Below are 23761 nucleotides of genomic sequence, written 5' to 3'. Positions count from 1 at the left end.
GTTTCCATACAGATAAAAAGACGTTACTATGAGAACTGCCAGGGCTGCGACTTCGTTTCGACAGCCCCAGCACGTTACACCGTCTGATATGCATTGCTTGTCATAGAAAATACATGGATCATAAAACTTCTGGGGATTGGCCACTGCCCTCCGGCGCCTGGTACGTCGATGACGCGGGCGCGTGGAGCATGCAGCGCAGCGCGGACGGCCAGAATGTCTCGCCCTTGGTGAGCCAGGCCGATATCGGCAAGCTGATGCTGGCGCGGCGCCTGCCGGCGGCGGCCGGCGCGCCCGTGCGGCAGTTTCCGCCCGAATTTGCGTTCGACCCCGCCTCGGGCGCGGCCTTGCAAGTGCCGCCCGAGGCGGCCGCCACGCCGTCCGGGGTGGCGCCTTGGGTTCCTCCTTTCGGCGCGCATCCTGTCAGCGATGTGCCGCCGGCCGGTCCGGCCGGCTTGCGCCAGGCCAGCGTACCGCTGAAGCTGGCTGACCAGCGTGCGCGCGAAGAGCATGCGCAAGCCGATGCTTCGCTGCCCATGCCGCCGCCCGGCGAATACGAATTCTTTTCCGCCCCGTTCGGAACCAGCGCGCCCGCGCTGCTGGCGCTCGACCCGCGCAAGGCCGTCCTGCACGCCTGGCTGCCCGCCTCGAAACGCTGGCTGGCGCTGGACCCCGACTATGGCAGCTTGCTGGCCGAATCGGACCTGGCCCACGGCGCCTGGCGCGCCGAGCTGGTGCCGGAATTCAATAGCGTGCTGGTCTTGCCGACCAGCCATGGCCTGGCCTGCATCCGTCCCGACGTGCCTTCGCTGACCTACGTGGTCGAGCACGTGGGCGGCGCGCCGTGCGTGGCCGCGCCCGTCTGGTTCCAGAACCGCCTGTGGGCACCGCTGCGCGACAACGATGGCCGCATCCGCTTCGTCAACCTTGATGCGCAACAAAAACCGGGCAGCGACGTGCTGCTCGACGGCGTGGTCGACCTGGGCACCGTCAGCGCCCCCGTGGCCTACAACCGCATGGCCGTGTGGCCCTGCGCCAACGGCCAACTCCGGCTGCAGCTGCAGCCGGACGGCAACGTGGCCGCTTCGTTTACGCCCTGGCCCGAAGGGCTGGTGCCGCATTTCGAATTCGGCAGCCCGTACGTGTCGCGCGATGGCGGCCTGTGGCAGCTGTGCTTCGAGCGCAGCCGCGGCACCTATGTCTACGTGAAACTGGGCGCGCAATCCGAGCGGGCCGACGCGCTGGCGCCGCGCCTGTGCTCGGGCAGCTTCAATTACCGCTTCGCCGCCAAGCTGAAAACGGCGCCGTGGGAAGAACCGGAACACGGCGACGATGGCGGCAAGAACCAGGCCGTCATGCCCTTGCTGGAATCGGGCGGGGGCAGCAGCGTCTTTGGCGTCAAGTTCGCCACCAGCGCCGGCCTGTCGAGCGTGCTGCGCTCGAGCGAGCGCCTGGCGGCCCAGCTGGTGCAGGACGACGAGTTGCGCGAAACCGTATTTCACACGTTCGCCGTCAGCGAGCCGTGGCGCGTGCGCCTGTTTGTGCATGAAGGCATGCTGTGGGCCTACCACCCGCTGCTGTCGCGCATCGATGGCTGGGCCTTGCAGGCATGAAGGCGCGCTTACTGACCGTGGCTTGCGCCGCGTTTTTCAGCGCCGCCGCCGCGCATGCGGCCGGCATCCAGCAAGCGTTTCTGGTGCAAAACTCGGGCTGGATGGAGCCGTTCTACACGGATGAGCATTCGCAGCTGAAAGCCCTGGTGGGCGCCGTGGCGCAGGCCGCTACAAACCCGTCCGACAAGGTCTACACCCTGGCCTTCAGCCAGAGCAGCGGCAGCAATGTGTCGCCAGCGCTGATCGGGCAAGGGCAGGGCGGCGCCGGCGTGGCGGGCCAGCTGGCCCATCTCGGCCTGGCGCGCAAGAGCGCCGGCGGCGCGCTGGCCGACACGGATTTTCAGGAAGCCGTGACCAAGACCATCACGGGCCCGTTTCAGTCCGCGTCCGGCATCGTGTGGATCTTTACCAATAACAAGAACAGCCCGAACAACGACAGCCAGACGGCCGAGCGCAACCGCGATTTTTACCGCTTGCTGCACCTGGAACCGTCGATCACCAAGACGGTGGTGTTTCCGCTGCGCATGCCCGTGCAGGGCAAGCTGTACAGCGCCAAGGGCTTGATGGTGTATGCGCTCGCGTATGGCCAGCCCGCGTCCGAGGCGTTGACCCGCATCCTGGCCGAGGGCCGGCTGTCGCAAGTGCTGACGCGTCCGCCCGCGCGGCTGAAACCGGTGGACCAGGATGCCGTGCGCATCGTGCCCCAGTCCGTCAAGAACAGCGCCAATGTGCACGCCAGCCTGGGCCGCGACGGGCGCACCATCGTGCTCGACGTCGATGCGGCGAACCTGGTGCCGCAAGTGGTGCTGCAGGCGTCGCTGCAAAACATGTTTTTCCCGTACGTGATCGACAGCGCCAGGGTGCACGCCAGCCTGGCGGGCCAGAACGCGCCGCTGCACGTTGCGCCAGATCAAATCCGCCAGCTGCAGCCGGGTGCCAGCCAGTCCGTGCAGGTGCAGTTTGCGTTGCCGATGGCGCAGATTCCGTCGCCGTGGTCGGCGCAGGCGATCGCCGCCATGGGCAAGCAGGTGTTGCTGCCCATGCAGGCGCAGGTGGGCCTGTCGGAACAGCGGCTGGCGCTGGCGTCCAGCTTCGGCAAGGATTTGCAGGAACTGTTTCCCGGCGATCCGATCTCCGGCATGTTCACGCCGCCCGACAGCGTGCGCGCGTCGCAGGCGACGATCCCGCTGCTGGTGCGCATCCAGTATCCGCTGCTGCCCGTGCTGGTGATACTCGGCGGTGTGCTGGCGCTCGTGCTGGGCTTGCTGGCGCTGGGTTTGCTGGGCACGCGCGCCACGCGCTACAAGGTGATGGCCGACGGTGTGCAGCGGCAAGTGCTGCTCAAACCCTTCAAAAGCGTGCAGATCCGCGACGATGACGGCCGCGACATCGGCGAACTCAAGCGTGGCCTGGGCAAGCCGGCCGTCGTGCGCGTGGCCGAAGGCCATACCCTGAGCCTGGCCTGAGCAACCATTCTTTAAATAAACCTTCTATTCAACTGAGGCATACCATGGCGCAAGACACTCCCAAAGACAACAGCGGTTTTACCCTGCCGGCCCCCGCATCCGCGCCGCCGGCCGCCGATGCGCCGGGCGCACCAGCATCCACCACGGCCACCACCGAAGCTGCGCCCGCGTTGGACGCCGCTGCCACGACCGACACCTCGTCGCGCGACACGCTGATCGGCGGCGTCGTGCTGTTGCTGCTGTTCGTTGCCTTTTTCTTTGCCAAGAATGCCTATGCGAATGGCCTGGTGGCCAAGCGCGTGCCGCCGAACAAGGCCAATGCCTCGGGCTGGTGGCTGTTCATTTTCCTGGCCAGCCTGGCGACCGGCGTCGTGCTGGCGGCCGTGAATGCGCATAAATTCCTCGCGCCATTGTTCATGGGACCGCTGGTGCTGGTGGGCCTGGTAGCGTTGCTGTTGACGTTCACCTCCAGCCGCCGCTAAGAATACGCCGTTGCACGCATCATCGAAGGAATCACCATGGCAGAGAACCTGAACCAAACCATCACCGGCGGCGCCAGCGAGCGCAAGCAGGACAAGATCATCGAACTGCGCCCGACCCTGTTCATCGGCATCGGCGGCACGGGCATGCAGGTGTTGATGCGCGTGCGCCGGCGCATCCTCAACACGCTGTGGGGCGGCGCGGGCAACCGCACGCGCATCGAGGGCCTGGCCGACTTTCCCATCGCGCAATTCATCCATTTCGACCTCGACAATGGCGCCGTGATCGAAAGCGGCGAGTCGCAGGCGAAGGACTTGCAGTTCGACCAGGTGAAGTTCACGGACGATGACAAGGTGGTCGAATCGTTCGACATGGACAAGTACAGCCGTGATGAAGATTCCTTGGAGAAATATCCGCACATCAAGGAATGGTTGCCGCTGACGCCGCAGCGCATCCGCGAGCTGCGTTTCGACATGAGCAGCGGCGCCGGGCAGATCCGCGCCGTGTCGCGCCTGTATTTCTTCGACAAATACGCGAAGATCCGCGACAAGATCCGTTTGAAGCTGAAAGCGCTGAAGGCGGGCCTGTCGCACGAGCGCCAGCTGGCCGAACTGGGTTTGCGCATGGAAACGAACCGTTTCCGCATCGTCATCGTCGGTTCCGTGGCGGGCGGCACGGGTTCCGGTTCCTTCCTCGACATGGGCTTGCTGGCGCGCTGGCTGGCGCGCAGCGAAGTGGGCGCGGCCGACGTGGAGCTGATGCTGTTCTTGCCGACCGGCTACACCAAGGCCAACAAGGACCGGGTCGAGGCCAACGGCTATGCGGCGCTGATGGAGCTGGAATCGGCGATGATGGGCAACAAGGGCTATGTGGGCCGCTGGGACGCGTATGACCGTCCGGAGCTGACGCGCGAGCCGTACAGCGAGGTGTACCTGATCGATTCGGGTAATCTTGCCCAACAGCACACCAAGGATGTCAGCGACGTCTACCACATGGTGGCCGACTCGCTGTTCGAGGATTTTGCCTCGGCCGACTTCGCCCGCGCCAAGCGTTCGATCGCCGTCAACCAGGCGCAGCACAAGAATTCGCTGTACAACGCGCCCGTGCCGCAAGACCGCTTCGGCGACATGCGTTTGTATTTCTCGAAGCGCTTTTCTTCGTTCGGCATGGCCGTGCTCGATACGCGCCAGGAAGCGGCGCGCGACGAGCGGGCCCACCGCTGGGCCGGCGCCATGCTGCAAGCGTTCTTTGGCGTGGGCGGCACGGACGCGGGCGCCAACCGCGCCACGGATACGCAGCGCGATAATTTTCTTGCTGCAAATATGTTCCTGAAGGGCACGCCCTTCAGCGATTTCCCCGAGTTTTCCGACAAAAGCATCGAACTGAAGCGCTCCAGCGGCGACTTCATCGATTTCCGCGTCGTCGACGAATTGCTGGAAGACCGCCACGGCCACTTGCTGGCCGGCGTGGAAAACCGGGTCAATACGCGCATCAACGATATCCGCACGGGCTTCGACCGCAGCGAATGGCCGGCGCAGGTGCGCGACGCCATGAAGCACCTGGAACGCGACGCCGTGCGCGACCAGGATTCCACGGCCGACACGACGGAAGACCGCATCAGCAAGCGCCGCCGCGAAGTGCTCGACGATGTCAAGAAAGTCGTGCGCGACCAGTTGTACGGCTATCTTGATAATAAAGAATTCGGCGGCCTGGAATACGTGTTGTCGCTGGTGGAACAGATCAAGGACCGCATCGAGGCGCCGGGCAGCGGCTTGACGGCGCAGATCGGCGCGAATGCCGAGCGCTACCGCGAAATCAAGGAAGCCGTGCGCTCGCGCGAATACGAGCGCCTGCTGAACAACCTGGAACAGACGCGCAGCACCTTCGGTTTCCTCAGCAATGGCGAAAAGCAGGCGGGCGTGGTGATGGATCATTTGCGCACGGAAATGGCGAATGCGCTGAAATTCCATCTGCGGGCCAAAGCGGCGGACGAGTCCGTCATCCTGCTGGGCGAGCTGTCGCGCTGGCTGGGCAACCGGGTCGGCGTCGATGCGCAGGGCCGCGCGCAGTGGAATGGCCTGGTGGGCGAGCTGCAAACGGGCCGCGAAGGCGTGCTGGCCATGCTGGCGGAACTCAAAACGGCCAATACCATCCTGCAAAAGGACCTGGACAAGGAACATGCGACCCTGATCGTCATTCCCGTCACGGAAAAAGACATCGCGCTGCCGTCGGCGGCCACCTTGCGCCAGTGGGCCGATGAAGCGTTCAAGGACATGGGCGGCTCGAAAGCCCTGTTCCCCATGCTGGGCGAACCGGCGCAGCGGGGCTTGATCCTGGCCAAGGTCACGCGCATGGCCGAGAACATGATCGCCACGGCGGGCCTGACCGAAGGCGCGACGAGCACCCCCGACCCCCTGTTCGAGGCATTGGAACAGATGGACGTGTCCGAACGCCTGGACCGCTTCCGCAAGCTGCTGGCCTGCTCCATGCCGTGGATCGACGCCAACATGGCGGGCGACTTCACGGTCGTGTCGGACCAGTTCAAGTGCGTGATCGGCGTGGCCAACGCGGCCGCCTTCAAGGCGAAGTTCGGCGCCGAGCTCGAATCGTGCGTGCCGACCCAGGTGGGCATCACGGTGAGCCAGCTGGAAATCGTCGAGACGGGCATCCGCGGGCGCGCCGTCTGCTATTGCGAGCTGGCCGGCGTGCCGATGACGGTGCTGCGGGGCCTGGAAGGCTGGCGCACCAGCTACCGCAAGGAAGGCGACAACGACAAGGCGCCGACCCACACGCATATCGATCCGACGCAATTTACGCACCCGATCGCGCCCAATACCGATGAAATGAAGCGCCTGGCCGAGGATTTCGGCGAGTTCCTGCAAGCGATCATGCTGGGCGTGCTGACGCGCCACACGGGCAGAGTCGTGCCGCCAGGCCAGTACCAGTTTGCCGTCGAACCGGGCGACCTGCGCCGCATCGGCAACGAACGGGCCATCCGCCAGAACGGCATGCCCGCCTCGTACGAGAAAAACATCGCCCTGCGCATCGAAGAAAAATTGACGGCGCTTGACGTCGTGCAGACGGCGGCCATGGCCGCGCTGGCAAAATACTATGAACGCACCGTGTATGCGCCCAAGCTGGTGGCGCAGGCCGATGGCTCGCAGCTGCCGTACGTCGGCTTTGGCAGCGCCATTTCCGCCGAGCTGGGCGCGCGCCTGCGCGAGTCGGCGCGCCGCAAGGGCATGGCCAGCGATGAGCTCGAGCGCACGGTGCAAGCCTTGCTGGGCCGCCTGAAGGAATGGGCGAACGTCATCGGCGACTCCGACGGCGACGCTTACGACTGGGAAGTGCGCGAGCCGGAAGCGGACGGCCAGCCCCGGCTGAAATATGCGATCAAGGGGGAAATGCTGGAAGCGGGACGCCTGGAGCAACTGCTGCGCCCGGCCAGCGCACCGGCCGCTGCCATGGCGCCGGCCTTTGGCATGGCGCCGCCACCGCTGGGCGGCATGCCGCCGCCCCTGGTGGAGTACCAATATTTCCTGGGCATAAACGGCCAGCAGCAGGGACCGTTCACGGCCCAGCAGATCGTGCAGTACGTGCAGGCAGGGCAGGTCGTACCCGGCACCACCAAGGTGTGGCGCGCCGGTTTGCCGGCCTGGGCCGAGCTGGCCCAGTTCCCCGAGCTGGCGCCCTTGTTCCTCAGCGCGCCGCCACCGTTGATGCCGCCGCCCTTGGGTTGAGTGCTGGAGTGCTGGAATGACGTTGGAATGAAGGATTAGTTTTGGATATCTGCAACAAATGCAAGACGGGCCTGTGGACCGTTGTCAGCCATTGTCCGTACTGCGGGCAGGCGCAGGCTGGCGTAGCCAAGCCAGCCGCGGCTATGCCGCCGCCGCTGCCTGTGCCGGTGGCGGCGCCGGCGCCGGCGCCTGTGCCAGTATCACCGGCTGTGGCGCCCAAGCCGCCGCCTCTGCCGGTGACACCGGCGCCTGCGCCGAAAGCGCCACCCAAGCCGGCGCCGGTGCCGGTGCCGCCGCCAGCCGCGCCGAAGCCCGTGCCGGTGCCGGTGCCGCCATCGGCGCCTGCAACGGCAGTCCCGCCGCCGCCGCGCAAGTGGCTGCGCTGGCTGGGCGGCGCCGTCGCGCTGGCGGCCGTCATCGTCTACATGAATGGCAAGCCGGGCGGCAAGAGCGAATCGGCCTGCAACGACGCCATCGACAGCGGTTTGAAACTGGTGGCGAATGGCAGCCTGGACGGCGCCCGCCAGAAGCTGGCGACGGCGAAAAATGTGTGCACGGGCAAGTCGAGCGCCAAGGCCGACGATCTGCAGGCGGCGATCGGCAAGGCCGGCGCCGCATCGGGCAGTTGCCAGCGCGGCGTGCGCGCCATCGAGCGCAATATTGACGGCCATCAATTGCAAAGCGCCGCCAGGGGCATTGCCGGGCTCGACATCGATTGCGCGGGCGCTGCCAGCGTGGATTCCTTGCGCAAGCAGCTGGCGCGCCAGCAGGCGGCAGCCGCGTCCGTGCTGGTCGGCGTGCGCCAGGCGCTCGATGGCAAGGATGCGACGGCGGCCCGCAATGGCATCGCCAGGCTGGAAGCGATCGACCGCGAAGCGGTGGAATTGCCGCAGCTGAAGGCCGACGTGCAGGCGCTGTCGATGGCGGCGCCCGTTTCTGCCCCGTCACCGGCGCCGGCAGCAATGCCGGCACAGCAGGAACCGGCGCCCGCGCGCGCGGTCGAACGTCCAGTGGTGACCGAACGCCGTCCGCTGGAAACGTCTCCCGTCGATAGCGGCGCGGCCATGCGTAACGAGATGGCGCAATCGTTCCTGCGCGATGCCGAGCGTTCATTGTTGGAAGGTAAGTTCGATGCGGCCAAGACGTATCTGGAAAGCGCGCGCCGCGTCGATCCGGGCAATGCGCGCATCGACAATCTGTCGCGCCGCATCCGCGAGCGCGAACGGCAAGTGCTGCAGACGGAAACAACGATCAATTAGTCATCCGGGAGTCACCATGCTGAATCACACCACCTTGCGCGCCGTCGCTGCGCTGACCATCGCGGCCATGCTGACCGGCTGCGCCACGGCGACTATGAGCCCGAACGGCGTGCGCCAGGACAGTTCCTATCCGCAAGGCGGCGCCCAGGCGGCCACGGATGAGGATCCGTGCAGCGTGGGCACGTCGGCGGCGGCCGGTGCGGCCGTGGGCGCGCTGCTGGGGGCGCTGGCGGGCGGCAAGAATGGCGCGCTGAAGGGCGCGGCCATCGGCGGCGGCCTGGCGGCGGCCGGTTGCCTGGCCATCAATGTCAATTCGCGCCAGACCAAGACGGCGGCGCAGGCGGACCGCGACTACATCCGTACGCGCGGCGCCTTGCCGCGCGAGCCGCAAGTGGTGTCGTACACGCCGCAGCTGAGCGCGTCGACCGTCAAGCGCGGCCAGCCGTTCAAGGTCAACTCCGTGGTGGAGCTGGTCAACGGCAGCGCGCAAAGCGTCAACGACGTGCGCGAAGAACTGGTGGTGCTCGACCCGCAAGGCCAGCCCTTCAAGTCAGGCTCGAAAGCTCTGGCCAGCAACAACAAATCGGGCGGGCGCTTCGAGAACTCGTTCGAGCTGACCTTGCCGGCCGGCGTGTCGCAAGGCGTGTACGGCGTCAAGACGAATCTGTACGTGAATGGCAAGCTGGCCGCCACGCGCGATTTGCGCACGCAGCTGGTGATGCTGGACGACAATAGCGGCGCGGCGCGGCTGGCGCTGCGCTGATCGCCGTATGCAAATGCGTAGGTCGGATTAGCGGGGTAAAGCCCCGCGTAATCCGACAACACCACTAACGCCAACAATGTTGTCGGATTACGGCCCCTTGGGCCTAATCCGACCTACGCGCCGCCGGCGTATCCATGCTGGCGCCAGGCCTCGTAGACAACGACGGCCACCGTATTTGACAGATTCAAACTGCGGTTGTCGGGGCGCATGGGCAGGCGGATGCGTTGTTCCGCCGGGAAACCGTCGCGCAGGGCTGGATCGAGGCCTTTCGTTTCCGAGCCGAACACGAACACGTCGCCCGGCAGGAAGGCCACGTCGCCGAACGGGCGCGAGCCGCGCGTCGTCATGGCGAACATGCGGGCGGGGTCGGGCTGGGTATCGGCCAGGAAGGCTGCCCAATTCTTGTGCACCTTCATCTTCGCGTAATCGTGGTAATCGAGGCCGGCGCGCTTCATCTTGGCATCGTCGAGGGGAAAGCCCAGCGGTTCGACCAGATGCAGCTGCGCGCCCGTGTTCGCGCACAGGCGGATGACGTTGCCCGTATTGGGCGGGATTTCAGGTTCTACCAAAACAACGTGAAACAAAATGCTCTCCTTGGTCTATCTCTAATATATGCAGCGAATTTAATGCGGCGGCGTGCGCGCCACCACCAGGATGCTGACCCTGGCCGCCCCCGCGCGCTTGCAGGCGGCGGCCAGGGCGTTGACGGTATGGCCGCTGCTCATCACGTCGTCGACGATGCCGACATGGCATCCTGGCAATAACGGCGCGTAGTCCGGCGCGATGGCGAACGCGTGCGCCAGGTTGGCTTGCCGTTCCTGCGGCGCCACGCCGCTTTGCGCCCGCGTTTCGCGCACGCGCAGCGCAAGGCGGGGCTGCAACGGTACGCCCAGCAGGCGCGCCAGCGGGCGCGCGATTTCCAGCGCCTGGTTAAAACCCCGCTCGGCCAGCCGGGCCGGGCCCAAGGGCACCGGGCACAGCAATTGTGGCGCTTCCCACCCTTGTTGTTGCTGAATGGCAACATGCAGCAGTTCTGCGAACAGGGGCGCCAGCGCCAGTCGCGCGCCGAATTTCAGCTGCAGCAGCAACTGGTCGACGGGCGCCGCATAGTCAAACGCCGTGACGGTGGCGTCATATGCGGGCCGCTGGCGCAAACAGCGCCCGCACAGTTGAGCCACCTCAATGTCAGCGAGCGGATTGGCGCACTGGCGGCAGCGCTGGCGCAGTTGCCCGCGTCCTTGCCCCAGGTATTGCGCGCGGCAGGGCGAACACAGCACTTGCGGGCAGCCGATGCCGCACAGCGCGCATTGCGCCGGCAGCACGGTGTCGCCCAGCCACAGTCGCAGCGCCTGCCAGGCGGCATCAAGGCGTTGCCGGGTGGCGGTCCGCATCGCGATGGCGTCGTTCCATGTACACTGCCGACATTATCTCACCTCACCCGATTCAACATGCCAGTTCCCACCAGTCCGCCCAAAATGAGTGCGCCCATCGATGCGGTGCAAGTACGCGATTTCTTTTCCCGTCCGGCGCGCGTCGCGCCGTCGGACTTCCTGCGCCGCGAAGTGTCGGCACGCATGCACGAGCGCCTGGAGCTGGTGAAAATCACGCCGCATCGCGTGCTTGACGCCGGCTGCGGCCCCGGCGCGGACCTGGCGCAGTTGCACAAGGATTATCCCGCCGCGCAGATTATCGGTCTCGATGCAGCGCAAGCGATGATGCAGGCGGCGCGCGCGCCCGCGTCGAAACTGGCCAGCCTGAACCAGTTCCTCAGCAAGTTGCTGCCGGCCAAAACGGGCGTGGATTTGTTGTGCGGCGACCTGGGCGACCTGCCGCTGGCGCAGGGCAGCATCGACCTCGTGTGGTCGAATCTGGCGCTGCACTGGCATGCCCAGCCCGACCGCGTGTTTGCCGAATGGCGGCGCGCGCTGCGCCTCGATGGCTTGCTGATGTTTTCCTGCTTCGGCCCCGATACCTTCCGCGAAGTGCGCGACGCGTTTGCCGAGGCCGATTTATATCCGCACGCCTTGCCCTTCGTCGACATGCACGATTTTGGCGACATGCTCGTCGAGACGGGCTTTTCCACGCCCGTGCTGGACATGGAGATCATCACCGTCACCTACGATACGGCGGAAAAACTGCTGGCGGACGTGCGCGCCTTCGGCGGCAACCCGCTCACCACGCGCCGGCGCGGCCTGATGGGCAAGGCGGCCTGGCAGCGCATGCTGGCCGCGCTGGAAAAGACGCGCCGTCCCGACGGCAAGCTGGGCTTGAGTTTCGAAGTGATCTATGGCCATGCCTTCCGTCCCGCGCCGCGCGTGACGCGCAATGGCGAGGCCATCATCCGCTTCGATCTGCCGCGCAAGCCCAAATAAAAGGGCAAAGAAACCGACACTTGGTCGCATTCGCGCGCGATGTGGCAACTTGGCGTTGCAAAGCACGCGGCGGCCGTGAGAAGGGCGCGCACAAAGCCGATTATTGCTTGATGGATTCAAGTTTACTTGATTATAATCGTTGATTGTTTGTCAGCTTGCTAATTGAAAAAAACAAGGGCTGCATACAAAATAAAAAAAACAAAGCGAGACTTATTCGAAGTTACTGCATTAGTATAGTAACCATCTTCCACACGAGGCCATTTCGATGTGGGGAAGAAAAACAGGGTTCCAGCATGGTTGCGCGCCGCCGTTTTTTGCTGCGGCAGCCAGCATGGAATTCGCTGGTGCTTGACGCACATGGCCGCATTCCGGCCGTGTTGCTTTCATGGAGGAGCGGCAGCGGTCCAGTACGGAGAAATCCGCAGCCGTTTAAAATATCATTATTTTTGGGTGGTTGGGGAAAACATGACACATGCAAAGCGACTTCAATCGTTGCTGCTCGGGCTGTCTTTGACAGCGTTTGGCATCGGGCGATGGGCCACGGCGGCACCGGCTGCCAGCACCTATCCCGGCACCGGCGGTCCCGTGCCGTTCGAAATGAATCTGCAACCGCCGGCGACACAGATCGCCCATGAAATCTACGATTTGCACACCCTGATGATGATCATCTGCCTGGTGATCTTCGTGGCCGTGTTCGGCGTCATGTTCTATTCCATCTTCAAGCACCGCAAGTCCCTGGGCCACAAGCCGGCCACTTTCCACGAAAGCACCACCGTCGAGATCGCCTGGACCGTCGTGCCTTTCCTGATCGTCATCGGTATGGCCCTGCCTGCCACGCGCACCGTGGTCGGCATGAAGGACACCTCGAACGCCGACATCACCATCAAGGCCACCGGCATGCAGTGGAAATGGGGCTATGACTACCTGAAAGGCGAGGGCGAAGGCATTTCCTTCCTCTCCAACCTGGCCACGCCGCGCTCGCAAGTGGGTGCGCCAGGCGCGCCGCCGACGGAAAAACGGGGCGAAAATTACCTGATCGAAGTCGACAACGAAGTCGTCGTGCCGGTCAACAAGAAGATCCGCGTGGTACTGACGGCCAACGACGTCATCCACGCCTGGTCCGTGCCCGCCTTTGGCGTCAAGCAGGATGCGATTCCCGGCTTCGTGCGCGACACCTGGTTCAAGGCCGACCATATCGGCACCTTCCGCGGCAATTGTGCCGAGCTGTGCGGCAAGGAACACGCGTTCATGCCCATCGTCGTCAAGGTCGTCTCCGCCGACGACTACAAGGCCTGGGTTGATGTAAAACAAAAGGAAATGGCCGCATTGGCTGATGATCCAAGCAAGGTGTGGACCATCGACGAATTGAAGGTCAAGGGCGAGAAAGTGTATACGGCCAACTGCGTGGTCTGCCACCAGGCGACCGGCAAGGGCGTACCAGGGGCATTTGCGCCGCTGGACGGCTCGGCCGTGGTGAACGGCCCGAAAGCCGATCAGATCCACGTCTTGCTGAACGGGCAAAAGAGCGGCAAGTATCCCGCTGAAATGCCGGCATGGAAACAGCTGTCCGACACGGAAATTGCCGCAGTGATCACTTACACGCGCAATTCCTGGTCGAACAAGGCCGCAGAGAACATCGTTCAACCAGCCGAAGTCGTGGCTGCACGCAAGTAATTAGGAGCCGCATATGAGTACGAGCACGAGCACCTTGGACCACGCCGGTCACGATCACGACCATGCCCACGACCACCCGACTGGCTACCGCCGCTGGCTGTTTGCCACCAACCACAAGGATATCGGTACGTTGTACCTGTGGTTTTCGTTCATCATGCTGCTGTCGGGCGGCGTGCTGGCCCTGATGATCCGTACGGAACTGTTTCATCCGGGCTTGCAATTCTTTCACCCTGAATTTTTTAATCAACTGACCACCATGCACGGCCTGGTGATGGTGTTTGGCGCCATCATGCCGGCCTTCGTCGGCTACGCCAACTGGATGATCCCGCTGCAAGTGGGCGCGTCCGACATGGCGTTTGCCCGCATGAACAATTTCTCGTTCTGGCTGCTGCCGCCGGCCGCGCTGCTGCTGGCCACGTCATTCCTCGTACCGGGCGGCGCCACGGCTGCCGGCTGGACCCTGTATGCGCCGCTGTCGACGCAGATGGGCCCCGGCATGGACATGGCGATTTTTGCCATGCACCTGATGGGCGCCTCGTCCATCATGGGTTCGATCAACATCATCGTCACCATCCTGAACATGCGTGCCCCCGGCATGACCCTGATGAAAATGCCGATGTTCTGCTGGACCTGGCTCATTACCGCGTATCTGTTGATCGCCGTCATGCCCGTGCTGGCCGGCGCCATCACCATGACCCTGACGGACCGCCATTTTGGCACCTCGTTCTTTAATGCGGCGGGCGGCGGCGACCCCGTCATGTACCAGCACATCTTCTGGTTCTTCGGCCATCCCGAGGTCTACATCATGATTCTGCCGGCTTTCGGCATCGTCTCGCAGATTCTGCCCGCGTTTGCCCGCAAGCCCCTGTTCGGCTATGCCTCGATGGTCTACGCTACCGCTTCCATCGCGATTCTGTCCTTCATCGTCTGGGCGCACCACATGTTTACCACCGGCATGCCGGTGACGAGCCAGCTGTTCTTCATGTACGCGACCATGCTGATCGCCGTGCCCACGGGCGTGAAAGTGTTCAACTGGATCGCCACCATGTGGAAGGGCTCGATGACGTTCGAAACGCCGATGCTGTTCTCGGTGGGCTTCATCTTCGTCTTCACCATGGGCGGCTTCACGGGCCTGATCCTGGCCGTCACGCCGATCGACATCCAGCTGCAGGATACCTATTATGTGGTGGCGCACTTCCACTACGTGCTGGTGGCCGGTTCGCTGTTCGCCCTGTTCGCCGGTTTCTACTACTGGTCGCCGAAATGGACGGGCCATATGTACAACGAGACGCGCGGCAAGATCCACTTCTGGCTGTCCCTGATCACGTTCAACGTGACCTTCTTCCCGATGCACTTCCTGGGTCTGGCCGGCATGCCGCGCCGCTACGCCGACTATCCGGCGCAGTTCACGGACTTTAATATGATCGCCTCGATCGGCGGCTTCGGTTTCGGCCTGATGCAGGTGTACTTCCTGTTCTTCGTCGTCTTGCCGACCATCCGCGGCGGCAAGGCTGCGCCGGCGAAACCATGGGAAGGCGCGGAAGGCCTGGAATGGACCGTGCCGAGCCCGGCGCCGTTCCACACGTTTGAAACGCCGCCGACCGTGAAATAAGGTATCGCGGGCCGGCGTGTTGCGCGGCCCGTCTTGAATAAAGTGCCTGCCATGACCGAAGTGAAAACTGAGCGCAAGAAACCGAACAACCTGCGTACCGGGCTGATCTTGGCCGCCCTGGCGGCCTTCTTCTTCCTGTCCGTGTTCGTCAAGCGCATGTGGCTCTGACGTGACGACGCCCCACCAACAGGAAACGCGCGGCCTGAACCGCAAGATGCTGGGCAAGCTGCTCGTCATTGCCGTGCTGATGTTCGGCTTTGGCTATGCCCTGATTCCCGTCTACAAGCAGATTTGCGAAGTGATGGGCATTAACGTGCTGACGCAAAAAGATGGCACGGTGGCCTACGACAACAATACGCAGGTCGATACGACGCGCAGCATCACCGTCGAGTTCGACGGCAATGCGCAAGGGCCATGGCGCTTCCGCCCGACCGTCTCGAGCATGCAGGTGCATCCGGGCGAGCTGGTGACCGTCCTGTATGAAGTGGTCAACACGCAAAACCGCGTCGTCAACGCGCAAGCCATCCCCAGCTACGCGCCGCAGAGCGCCACGCCGCATTTCAAGAAGGTCGAGTGCTTCTGCTTCAAGCAGCAGACCTTGAAGGCCCACGAAGCGCGGCAGATGCCGGTGGTGTTTTTCCTCGATCCGGCCCTGCCGAAAGAGGTGAAGACCATCACCCTGTCGTACACGTTTTTCGAGATTGCCGGTCTGAGCCAGGCTCAAACGCCGGCCGTCCAATAGGAGAGTGTCATGGGCGAATCCAAGCAGCCTGAAAAAGCGTCGTTCCTGTATTCGCTGCGGGCCGTCGTCTGGTCGTTCACGGGACTGCGCCGCAAGAGCGATTTCGACACGGATTCGGCCAAGCTCAATCCCGTGCACATCGTCATCGCCGGTTTCCTGGTGGTGGCTTGCCTGATCGGCATCCTGATTTCAATTGTTAAATTCGTCGTTTTATAAATTATAAAAAACCACCCTATAAGTTTTTGAGGAGATGATGATGAGTTCCAACCACGCCGCCGTACCTTATTATTTCGTGCCCGGCCCGTCGCGCTGGCCCATGCTGGGCGGCGCCAGCCTGCTGCTGACCATGATCGGTGCCTCGGCCTGGGTCAACGACGTCTCCTGGGGACCATACGTGAATTACCTGGGCATCGCGGGCATCCTGCTGGTGCTGTATTTCTGGTTCGGCGACGCCATCAGCGAATCGGAGCAGGGCCTGTACAGCGAGCGCATCGATCACTCGTTCCGCTGGAGCATGAGCTGGTTCATCTTTTCGGAAGTCATGTTCTTCGCCGCCTTCTTCGGCGCCCTGTTCTACGCGCGCAGCATCTCGATGCCATGGCTGGCCGACCTCGACCACAAGGTGATCTGGCCCGATTTCGCCGCCCACTGGGGCAATACGGGCCCGGCCGGCACGGTGCAGGAATTCACCACCATGACGCCGTTCTGGATTCCGACCATCAATACGGCCCTGCTGCTGACGTCGGGTGTCACCCTGACGATTTCCCACCACGCGCTGCGCGCCGGCCACCGCGCCATGACGGCCCTGTTCCTGTTCGCCACCATCGTGCTGGGCGCCATCTTCATGGGCTTCCAGGTCTACGAATACATGCACGCCTACAGCGAACTGAACTTGAAATTGACGTCCGGCATCTACGGCGCCACCTTCTTCATGCTGACGGGCTTCCACGGCTTCCATGTGACCTTGGGCGCCATCATGCTGTCCGTCATCCTGTACCGCGTGCTGAAAGGCCACTTCACGCCCGAGCACCACTTCGGCTTCGAAGGCGCCGCCTGGTACTGGCACTTTGTCGACGTCGTCTGGCTGGGCCTGTACGTGGTCGTGTATTGGTTATAATGGCGGGGCAGGGCGCGCGTTGTTGAGGGGCGCGCCGGCACCATAAAAAAAAGCCGTACCGGGAGATCCTGGGTACGGCTTTTTTCTTAGTGTGAAGAATTTTGCTAAGCAAGCAACGTCGTTGGCAACGGGGTCAGACCCGTCGGGTCTGACCCCAGCCGTTAATGTATGCCCGTCGGCTGGATGTAACCCAGATGATGCGCCAGCAGGATCAGCAAAAACAGGGTGATCGACAAGCCCACGCGCAGGGCCAGCGCCTGCACGGTGCGGTTGCTCTTGCCCTTGTCGCGCATGAGGAAGAACAGGGCCGAGCCCAGGCTGCCCAGGATCAGGATGAAGGCGATGGCAACGAGGATTTTCATGGATGGTAGCGCCAGGCTTGAGGAGGTTTCATTGTAATGCGTATCCGCTTCCATTTTAGATGGATTCCATTTGTTGTAATGCTGCTACTGGTGGCGCTGGGCGTGTCCCTGGCGCAATGGCAGCAGCGCCGTGCCGATGAAAAAGTCGCCCGCGCCACCCGGCTCGAGGCGGGCAACCAGGCCGCGCCGCTGGCCTTGACGGCCGCACCGCTGCTGCCGGACGATGCGCAAGCGATCGAATACCGCCGCGTTACCGTCACGGGCCATTTCGTGCCAGCCTGGACGGTCTACCTGGACAACCGCCCCTACAAGGGCCAGGCCGGTTTCCACGTGCTCACGCCATTTCAAATAGACGGTTCCCCCATGCACGTACTGGTGGCGCAGGGCTGGTTGCCGCGCAACAATGCGGAGCGCACGCGCATTCCCGACTACGCCACGCCCACGGGTACGGTGACGATCACCGGCATCGCGCGCCTGAACGCGGGCCATGTGATGGAACTGGGCACGGCGCCGGCCCTGGCGCCGCACGCCATCGTGCAAAATGCCGATATCGGCCAGCTGGCCCGGGCCAGCGGCCTGGCCTTGCAGCCCTTTATCCTCGAACAAACAGTCGACCCAGGTGATCCGCCAGCATCCGGCCAGCTTCCCGTGCGCGACTGGCCGGCACCCGACCTGGGCGCCGACAAGCACCGCGGCTATGCTTTCCAGTGGTATGCACTGGCACTGATGGCTTTTTTATTTTTTGTCTTTACAGGATTTCGACGTGCAAACAAACAGCCCTGACACAACGCAAGACAACAGCAACAAGCAGGCACAGAATACGGGACGGTGGAAACTGCTGGCCGTCGTGGCCGTGTGCGCGTTTCCCATCATCGCTTCGTACTTCACGTATTACATCATCAAGCCCACGGGCCGCAACAACTATGGCGCCCTGATCGACCCGCGCTTGCACCCGATACCGGAAGCCCAGCTGCAGGTGACGGAACTGGACGGCAAGCCCGCGCCGCTGGCCCAGTTCAAGGGCAAGTGGGTGCTGCTGCAGACGGGACCGTCCGATTGCCAGGAAGCGTGCAAGAAGCAATTGTTTGACATGCAACAACTGCGTTTGATGCAAGGCAAGGAACGTGAACGCCTCGAGCGGGTGTGGCTGGTGACGGACGCTCAGCCGCTCGACACGCTCGTGATGCGCGAATTCGACGGCACCAGCATGCTGCGCGTGAATAATGACGCCTTAAAGGCGTGGCTGCCCGTGGAGCCGGGCGGCAAGACCAGCGACCACTTATATTTGATCGATCCGCTGGGCAATCTGATGATGCGCTTCCCGAAAGACGCGGACCCGAACAAGATCAAGAAAGACATCGCCAAGCTGCTCAAAGCTTCGGCGATCGGTTAAGGGGAACGCATGCCGACGATGCATCTCTCCGCGCTGGCCCAGCTGGGCTTGACGGGTCTGCTGGTGGCGCTGCTGCCTTTGAGCATGGTGTGGGTGTCCGCGGACGCCAATAAATACCGCAAGCTCGTGTGGATCGCCGTCTTCCTGACGGTCGACCTGATCATGTTTGGCGGTTTTACGCGCCTGTCCGATTCCGGCCTGGGCTGCCCCGATTGGCCAGGCTGCTATGGCTCCGCCAATCCTTTCATGGCGCACGAGCACATCGTCGCGGCGGAAACCCTGATGCCGACGGGTCCCGTGACGGTGGTGAAAGCGTGGATCGAAATGACGCACCGCTACCTGGCCATGGCCATCGGCGTCTTGATCGTGGCGATGATGGTGCAGGCGTGGCGCCAGTGGAAGAAAAGCAAACGCGCGGAATTCGCCCCCGCGCTGCCGACGGCGCTGTTCCTGTTCGTCTGCCTGCAAGGCGCGTTCGGCGCCTGGACCGTCACCTTGAAGCTGCAACCGGTGATCGTCACCATCCACTTGCTGCTGGGCATGGGCTTGCTGGCCATGCTGACGTGGCTGGGCGGGCGCCAGGATCATGCCGTCAAACCCCTGCTGCGCGCCGATGCGGACGCTGCCGTGCTGCGCCCCGTGCGCGCGCTGGCCGTCATGTCGCTCGTGCTCTTGACGGTGCAGATCGCGCTGGGCGGCTGGGTGAGCACCAACTACGCCACGCTGGCCTGCACGGATTTCCCCCTGTGCGGCGGCAAGGTCATTCCGGAGATGGATTTCGAGCATGGTTTCCACCTGTGGCGCGAACTGGGCAAGACGGCCGCCGGCCACTATTTGCCGTTTTCCGCGCTGACGGCCATCCACTGGGTGCACCGCAACTTCGCCTTCATCGTGCTGGCCGGCATCGGCTATACCGTGTGGCGGGCGTGGAAATTGCCATCCTTGCGCGGCACGGCCCGCTGGGTGGCGCTGGTGCTGGCCCTGCAGGCGGCCACGGGTCTGGCGACGATTTACCTGAGCTGGCCATTGTCGATTGCCGTGCTGCATAACGGCGGGGCGGCGCTGCTCGTGTTGTTGCTGACCATGTTAAACTACAAGGCTAAATTCCAACTCGATGTAGCGCGCAATGTTCAGCGCGCTTGCGCCGCCGCGCCAGTGCCCTCGGCACCAGCCAGTCCTTCCCGTACCGCATAAATGACTACTCAGACCATCAGCCGTAAACCATCCCCCCGCATCGCCCAGTACTGGGCGCTGACCAAGCCCCGCGTGACGCAGCTGGCCGTATTTTGCGCCGTCATCGGCATGTTCCTGGCCAGCGAGGAGTTGCCGGACTGGCACGCGGTGGTGTTCGGCACCATCGGCATCTGGCTGCTGGCCGGCGCCGCGTTTGCCGTCAATTGCCTGGCCGAGCGCGAAATCGATGCGCGCATGGCCCGCACGGCGCGCCGCCCGATGGCCATGGGCGACATCACGGTGAAACAGACGGTGGTGTTCGCGCTCGTGATCGGCGGCCTGGGCATGGCGATTTTGTATCACCTCGTCAATCCGCTGACCATGTGGCTGACCTTCGTCACGTTTGTCGGCTATGCGCTGATCTACACGATGGTGCTCAAACCGGCCACGCCGCAAAACATCGTCATCGGCGGCCTGTCCGGCGCCATGCCGCCCGCGCTGGGCTGGGCAGCCGTCGCCAACGACGTGCCCATGCAGGCGTGGCTGCTGGTCCTGATCATTTTCGTGTGGACGCCGCCGCACTTCTGGGCGCTGGCCATGTACCGCCGCGACGATTACGCGCGCTCGGGCTTGCCCATGCTGCCCGTCACGCACGGCATGCAATTTACGCAATTTCACGTCTGGCTGTACTCGATCGCGCTGGCTGCCACCACCTTGCTGCCGTACGCCGTGCGCATGAGCGGCCTGATCTACCTGGCTGCGGCCGTGGTGCTCAATGCCGGCTTCCTGTATTACGCGTGGAAGATGTACCGCCACTACACGGACTTGATCGCGCGCAAAGCGTTTACTTTTTCCATCATCTACCTGGCATTGCTGTTCGCGGCCTTGCTGGTCGATCACTACATTCCCCTCGGCACATGAAAAAAACCCTGACTCTGTTGTTGGCGGCCGCGCTGGCCGTCGTCCTCGCCGGCTGCGGCAAGCCTGCCGCACCGAAGCTGGCATTCAAGAACACGGACGTGACGGGCCTGGGCTACGCGCGCGAATTCGCGCTGACGGACCACACGGGCCATCCGCGCACCTTGGCTGACTACAAGGGCAAGCTGGTGCTGATGTTCTTCGGCTACACGCAATGCCCGGACGTGTGCCCCACCACCATGGCCGACATGGCGCAGGTGATGCAGGAAATGGGGCCGCAGGCGGATCAGGTGCAGGTGCTGTTCGTCACCGTCGACCCCGAGCGCGACACGCAGCAATTGCTGGCGCAGTACGTGCCCGCCTTCGACAAGCGCTTCGTGGGCCTGTATGGAGATGCGGCCGCGACGGCCAGGGTGGCCAAGGAATTCAAGGTGTATTACGCCAAGGTCGAGGGCGAAACGGACAGCAGCTACACGGTCGACCACACGGCGGGCACCTATGTGTTCGACCGCGAAGGCAAGATCCGCCTGTTCGTGCGGCACGGCGAAAAGCCTGCCGCCATCGCGCACGATCTTAAACTTCTGCTATCCTGATCCGGTCGCGCCCCCGGGCGCCATCTTCAGGATATGCAGTACATGGATAAACGTTTCGAGCCGCACGCCCGCCTGGCAGCCATCATCTTCTTGTTGATCGGCTGCTTTTTCGTCTTGCGGCCCTTCCTCGCCGCCATGCTGTTTGCCGCCTGCGTGGGCATTTCCAGCTGGCCCCTGTATCTCCTCCTGCTCGACCGCCTGAAAGGCCGGCGCAACTGGGCGGCCGCCATCATGACCCTGTCATTGCTCCTGGTCATCGTGCTGCCGCTGGCCCTCGTCACCTACAACCTGGCCGATAACGTCTCGCGCATCTATGAACAGTTGCGCGCCGCGCTGGAAGCGGGCGGCCTGCATCCGCCGGCCTGGCTGGCCAGCATTCCCGTGGTGGGCGAAACCATCGCCGGCTACGTAGAGCGCCTGCTCGCCGACCGCGAGGAATTACTGAATCTGGGCAAGACGATGCTGGAGCCGGCGCGCCACTTCCTCGCTTCCGGCGGCATCCTGCTGGGCACGGGTCTGGCGCAGACCAGCCTGGCCGTGTTCGTCAGCTTCTTCCTCTACCGCGACGGCCAGCAGCTGAGCCGTGCCTTGATGACGGGCGCCGGCCGCATCATCGGCGACAGCGCACCCGGCGTGGGGCTGACCATCAGCCGCACCGTGCGCGGCGTCATGTACGGCTTGCTGGGCACGGCGCTGGCGCAGGCGCTGGTGGCCGTGGTGGGTTTCCTGATCGCCGGCGTGCCGGCCGTCGCGCTGCTGGGCGTGGCCACCTTCATTTTTTCGCTGATCCCCGTCGGCCCACCGCTGATCTGGGGCGGTGCCGCCATCTGGCTGTTTTCAGACGGCCAGACGGGCTGGGCCATTTTCATGCTGGTGTGGGGGGCGCTGCTGATCAGCGGCGTTGATAATGTGGTCAAACCCATGCTGATCAGCCGCGGCAGCAGCCTGCCGTTCTTGCTGGTGTTGCTCGGCGTGCTGGGCGGCGTGCTGGCCTTCGGCTTCGTCGGCATCTTTATCGGCCCGACCTTGCTGGCGGTGCTGTACAGCCTGTTGCAAACGTGGACGGTGGGCGAAACCACCGTGCCGCAGGGCAAAGATACGATTACCTTGAAGAAGTAATCAGTCGCGCAAGTCCGCATCGAGATCGCGTTCCTGTTTCGGGATTACCTTGATCAGCACGATGCGGGGCCCGTTCATCTTCTTGACGACGATGTCGAAGTCGACGAAGGTGATGCGCTGGCCCTGCTTGGGGATGTCGCCCAGCTTGACCATGATCAAGCCGCCCACCGATTCCACGTCGTCCAGCCCCAGTTCCTCGTTTTCGATATCGATGCCGAGGATGCGTTCGAGCGAGAAGATGGGCAGGCTGGCCTTGCCGATCAGGGTGCCGTCGCTTTGCTTGAGCCAGTCGTTTTCATTGCGGCGGAATTCATCGCGGATTTCACCGACCATGGCGCCGAGCAAGTTATCGAGGGTGATGAAACCCAGCGGGCGCTTGCCCTTTTCGCCGATCAGGGCGAAGTGGGGCGCGCCGTCGCGAAAGCGCCGGAACAGTTCCAGCGCGGGCGTGCGCGCGGAAATGATGTCGACGGGACGCAGAAACGGCGTGAGCGAGGTGATCGGTTTGCCTGCCTGCTGGGCAAAGAACAGGTCTTTCAGGTGTACCACGCCCAGCACGTCGTCTTCATTCGTGTCGAAATACGGGTAGCGGCTGAAGCGGTTGCGCAGCACCGTGTCGAGGTTTTCTTCCAATGTGTTCGAGGCGTGCAGGGCGATCACTTCATTGATCGGGCGCATCAGGTCCGATACCGTCATTTGTTCGAAATCGAGCGACTGCGCCAGGATGTTGCGCTCGTCGCGCGTAAACTTTTCGCCGGGCTGGCTGGTGCGCAGGATCAGTTTCAATTCTTCGGACGAATAGTGGGCATCGTGGCCGCCCTTGCCGGACAGGCCCGCCAGGCGCAGCACCCAGTTGGCGCTGGCGTTGAGCAGGTAGATGGCGGGATACATGGTCCAGTAAAAGCCGTATAGGGGAATCGCGCTCCACAGGCCGACGGCTTCCGGGTTGCGGATGGCCATCGATTTGGGCGCCAGTTCGCCCACGACGATATGCAGGAAGGAAATCACGCTGAAGGCGAGGACAAAGGAGATGCCGTGGATCAGCTCTTGCGAGGTGACGCCCATGGCGCCGAACAGCGGCTCGAGCAAGCCGGCAAATGCCGGTTCGCCGACCCAGCCCAGGCCCAGCGACGCCAGCGTGATGCCCAGCTGGCAGGCGGACAGGTAGGCGTCCAGCTGGCCATGCACCTTGGCCAGGATGCGGCCCCGCAGCCCTTGCGTCTTGGCGATGGCGCGGATGCGCGTGCGCCGCAAGGTGACGATGCCAAACTCGGCGGCAACAAAAAAACCGTTCAGCGCGACCAGGAAGAGGGCGAGCAGGACTAGCAAGACATTGTGCATGGGGGCGCAAAAGATGGGCTGTTAAAA

The 23761-nt window shown here is 63.5% G+C and carries 23 protein-coding genes; 19 read left to right on the top strand and 4 right to left on the bottom strand.

Annotated elements, in window-relative coordinates; genetic code table 11:
- Positions 1-113 precede the first annotated feature (113 nt).
- The 6 genes from IGS60_RS23230 to IGS60_RS23205 are packed head-to-tail and all read left to right on the top strand — an operon-like array spanning position 114 to position 9318.
- Positions 114-1610: a hypothetical protein gene (locus IGS60_RS23230; RefSeq protein ID WP_230506339.1), complete on the top strand. Its 1497-nt coding sequence runs from the start codon at positions 114-116 to the stop codon at positions 1608-1610.
- Entirely contained in the window at positions 1607-3076 is a 1470-nt protein-coding gene (locus tag IGS60_RS23225) for a hypothetical protein (protein ID WP_230506338.1), read from the top strand. The genes IGS60_RS23230 and IGS60_RS23225 overlap by 4 nt, the downstream gene beginning before the upstream one ends.
- Positions 3077-3120: 44 nt before the next feature.
- Positions 3121-3558 (top strand): hypothetical protein, encoded by a 438-nt coding sequence (locus IGS60_RS23220; protein ID WP_230506337.1) that lies wholly within the window; start codon positions 3121-3123, stop codon positions 3556-3558.
- Between the two features lie 36 nt (positions 3559-3594).
- A complete protein-coding gene (locus tag IGS60_RS23215) occupies positions 3595-7296 on the top strand; it encodes a tubulin-like doman-containing protein (RefSeq protein ID WP_230506336.1) in 3702 nt (1233 codons plus the stop codon).
- Between the two features lie 41 nt (positions 7297-7337).
- Positions 7338-8555, top strand: a complete 1218-nt coding sequence (locus IGS60_RS23210) for a hypothetical protein (RefSeq protein ID WP_230506335.1) — start codon at positions 7338-7340, stop codon at positions 8553-8555.
- A 16-nt stretch (positions 8556-8571) separates the two neighbouring features.
- On the top strand, positions 8572-9318 hold the full coding sequence (locus IGS60_RS23205; RefSeq protein ID WP_070312379.1) for a hypothetical protein: 747 nt from the start codon (positions 8572-8574) through the stop codon (positions 9316-9318).
- Positions 9319-9431: 113 nt separating this feature from the next.
- Here the strand turns inward: IGS60_RS23205 and trmL are convergent, their stop codons facing one another.
- Entirely contained in the window at positions 9432-9902 is a 471-nt protein-coding gene (trmL, locus tag IGS60_RS23200) for a tRNA (uridine(34)/cytosine(34)/5-carboxymethylaminomethyluridine(34)-2'-O)-methyltransferase TrmL (RefSeq protein ID WP_070222564.1), read from the bottom strand.
- Positions 9903-9941: 39 nt separating this feature from the next.
- Positions 9942-10709, bottom strand: a complete 768-nt coding sequence (locus tag IGS60_RS23195) for a ComF family protein (RefSeq protein WP_230506334.1) — start codon at positions 10707-10709, stop codon at positions 9942-9944.
- A gap of 57 nt (positions 10710-10766) precedes the next feature.
- Between IGS60_RS23195 and IGS60_RS23190 the strand changes: the two genes are divergently transcribed.
- From IGS60_RS23190 to IGS60_RS23160, 7 genes are all read left to right on the top strand, one after another.
- A complete protein-coding gene (locus IGS60_RS23190) occupies positions 10767-11690 on the top strand; it encodes a methyltransferase domain-containing protein (RefSeq protein ID WP_227742101.1) in 924 nt (307 codons plus the stop codon).
- 465 nt (positions 11691-12155) lie between these two features.
- On the top strand, positions 12156-13364 hold the full coding sequence (coxB, locus tag IGS60_RS23185) for a cytochrome c oxidase subunit II (protein WP_070222560.1): 1209 nt from the start codon (positions 12156-12158) through the stop codon (positions 13362-13364).
- A gap of 13 nt (positions 13365-13377) precedes the next feature.
- The gene (gene ctaD / locus IGS60_RS23180; RefSeq protein ID WP_034749009.1) at positions 13378-14976 is read left to right on the top strand and encodes a cytochrome c oxidase subunit I; all 1599 of its coding nucleotides are present in this window, start codon (positions 13378-13380) and stop codon (positions 14974-14976) included.
- 51 nt (positions 14977-15027) lie between these two features.
- Positions 15028-15144 carry a cytochrome oxidase small assembly protein gene (locus tag IGS60_RS23175; RefSeq protein ID WP_217494223.1) on the top strand — a complete coding sequence of 39 codons (117 nt, stop codon included), beginning with the start codon at positions 15028-15030 and terminating at the stop codon, positions 15142-15144.
- A gap of 1 nt (position 15145) precedes the next feature.
- Positions 15146-15718 carry a cytochrome c oxidase assembly protein gene (locus tag IGS60_RS23170; RefSeq protein ID WP_071650232.1) on the top strand — a complete coding sequence of 191 codons (573 nt, stop codon included), beginning with the start codon at positions 15146-15148 and terminating at the stop codon, positions 15716-15718.
- Positions 15719-15727: 9 nt separating this feature from the next.
- Entirely contained in the window at positions 15728-15934 is a 207-nt protein-coding gene (locus IGS60_RS23165; RefSeq protein ID WP_034749002.1) for a DUF2970 domain-containing protein, read from the top strand.
- Positions 15935-15974: 40 nt separating this feature from the next.
- Complete coding sequence (locus IGS60_RS23160; protein ID WP_070222559.1) at positions 15975-16835, top strand: cytochrome c oxidase subunit 3; 861 nt, start codon at positions 15975-15977, stop codon at positions 16833-16835.
- Positions 16836-16996: 161 nt separating this feature from the next.
- On the opposite strand, the gene IGS60_RS23155 is transcribed toward IGS60_RS23160, so the two are convergent.
- Positions 16997-17197 carry a twin transmembrane helix small protein gene (locus tag IGS60_RS23155; protein ID WP_046683386.1) on the bottom strand — a complete coding sequence of 67 codons (201 nt, stop codon included), beginning with the start codon at positions 17195-17197 and terminating at the stop codon, positions 16997-16999.
- 36 nt (positions 17198-17233) lie between these two features.
- On the opposite strand from IGS60_RS23155, the gene IGS60_RS23150 reads away from it, so the two are divergent.
- The 6 genes from IGS60_RS23150 to IGS60_RS23125 are packed head-to-tail and all read left to right on the top strand — an operon-like array spanning position 17234 to position 22393.
- A complete protein-coding gene (locus tag IGS60_RS23150) occupies positions 17234-17980 on the top strand; it encodes an SURF1 family protein (protein ID WP_230506333.1) in 747 nt (248 codons plus the stop codon).
- Positions 17961-18590, top strand: a complete 630-nt coding sequence (locus IGS60_RS23145) for a cytochrome C oxidase subunit I (protein WP_230506332.1) — start codon at positions 17961-17963, stop codon at positions 18588-18590. Before IGS60_RS23150 ends, IGS60_RS23145 begins: the two co-directional genes overlap by 20 nt.
- Before the next feature lie 18 nt (positions 18591-18608).
- The gene (locus IGS60_RS23140; protein WP_230506407.1) at positions 18609-19784 is read left to right on the top strand and encodes a heme A synthase; all 1176 of its coding nucleotides are present in this window, start codon (positions 18609-18611) and stop codon (positions 19782-19784) included.
- Positions 19785-20684: a heme o synthase gene (gene cyoE / locus IGS60_RS23135; RefSeq protein WP_070222556.1), complete on the top strand. Its 900-nt coding sequence runs from the start codon at positions 19785-19787 to the stop codon at positions 20682-20684.
- Entirely contained in the window at positions 20681-21274 is a 594-nt protein-coding gene (locus tag IGS60_RS23130) for an SCO family protein (protein ID WP_230506331.1), read from the top strand. The genes cyoE and IGS60_RS23130 overlap by 4 nt, the downstream gene beginning before the upstream one ends.
- 42 nt (positions 21275-21316) lie before the next feature.
- Positions 21317-22393: an AI-2E family transporter gene (locus IGS60_RS23125; RefSeq protein ID WP_230506330.1), complete on the top strand. Its 1077-nt coding sequence runs from the start codon at positions 21317-21319 to the stop codon at positions 22391-22393.
- Here IGS60_RS23125 and IGS60_RS23120 read toward each other — a convergent pair whose 3' ends face one another.
- Positions 22394-23734, bottom strand: coding sequence for a hemolysin family protein (locus tag IGS60_RS23120; RefSeq protein WP_230506329.1), 1341 nt, complete (start codon positions 23732-23734; stop codon positions 22394-22396).
- Positions 23735-23761: the final 27 nt, after the last annotated feature.

Source organism: Janthinobacterium sp. FW305-128, from assembly GCF_020858135.1.
Taxonomy (GTDB): Bacteria; Pseudomonadota; Gammaproteobacteria; order Burkholderiales; family Burkholderiaceae_D; genus Janthinobacterium.
This window is presented reverse-complemented; position numbering and strand designations above follow the sequence as displayed.

Excerpts from the sequence above, each read along its gene's own strand:
- IGS60_RS23230 (WP_230506339.1), top strand. The coding sequence starts at position 114 with ATGGATCATAAAACTTCTGGGGATTGGCCACTGCCCTCCGGCGCCTGG.
- IGS60_RS23225 (WP_230506338.1), top strand. The coding sequence starts at position 1,607 with ATGAAGGCGCGCTTACTGACCGTGGCTTGCGCCGCGTTTTTCAGCGCC.
- IGS60_RS23220 (WP_230506337.1), top strand. The coding sequence starts at position 3,121 with ATGGCGCAAGACACTCCCAAAGACAACAGCGGTTTTACCCTGCCGGCC.
- IGS60_RS23215 (WP_230506336.1), top strand. The coding sequence starts at position 3,595 with ATGGCAGAGAACCTGAACCAAACCATCACCGGCGGCGCCAGCGAGCGC.
- IGS60_RS23205 (WP_070312379.1), top strand. The coding sequence starts at position 8,572 with ATGCTGAATCACACCACCTTGCGCGCCGTCGCTGCGCTGACCATCGCG.
- IGS60_RS23195 (WP_230506334.1), bottom strand. The coding sequence starts at position 10,709 with ATGCGGACCGCCACCCGGCAACGCCTTGATGCCGCCTGGCAGGCGCTG.
- IGS60_RS23190 (WP_227742101.1), top strand. The coding sequence starts at position 10,767 with ATGCCAGTTCCCACCAGTCCGCCCAAAATGAGTGCGCCCATCGATGCG.
- coxB (WP_070222560.1), top strand. The coding sequence starts at position 12,156 with ATGACACATGCAAAGCGACTTCAATCGTTGCTGCTCGGGCTGTCTTTG.
- ctaD (WP_034749009.1), top strand. The coding sequence starts at position 13,378 with ATGAGTACGAGCACGAGCACCTTGGACCACGCCGGTCACGATCACGAC.
- IGS60_RS23175 (WP_217494223.1), top strand. The coding sequence starts at position 15,028 with ATGACCGAAGTGAAAACTGAGCGCAAGAAACCGAACAACCTGCGTACC.
- IGS60_RS23165 (WP_034749002.1), top strand. The coding sequence starts at position 15,728 with ATGGGCGAATCCAAGCAGCCTGAAAAAGCGTCGTTCCTGTATTCGCTG.
- IGS60_RS23160 (WP_070222559.1), top strand. The coding sequence starts at position 15,975 with ATGAGTTCCAACCACGCCGCCGTACCTTATTATTTCGTGCCCGGCCCG.
- IGS60_RS23155 (WP_046683386.1), bottom strand. The coding sequence starts at position 17,197 with ATGAAAATCCTCGTTGCCATCGCCTTCATCCTGATCCTGGGCAGCCTG.
- IGS60_RS23150 (WP_230506333.1), top strand. The coding sequence starts at position 17,234 with ATGCGTATCCGCTTCCATTTTAGATGGATTCCATTTGTTGTAATGCTG.
- IGS60_RS23140 (WP_230506407.1), top strand. The coding sequence starts at position 18,609 with ATGCATCTCTCCGCGCTGGCCCAGCTGGGCTTGACGGGTCTGCTGGTG.
- cyoE (WP_070222556.1), top strand. The coding sequence starts at position 19,785 with ATGACTACTCAGACCATCAGCCGTAAACCATCCCCCCGCATCGCCCAG.
- IGS60_RS23130 (WP_230506331.1), top strand. The coding sequence starts at position 20,681 with ATGAAAAAAACCCTGACTCTGTTGTTGGCGGCCGCGCTGGCCGTCGTC.
- IGS60_RS23125 (WP_230506330.1), top strand. The coding sequence starts at position 21,317 with ATGGATAAACGTTTCGAGCCGCACGCCCGCCTGGCAGCCATCATCTTC.
- IGS60_RS23120 (WP_230506329.1), bottom strand. The coding sequence starts at position 23,734 with ATGCACAATGTCTTGCTAGTCCTGCTCGCCCTCTTCCTGGTCGCGCTG.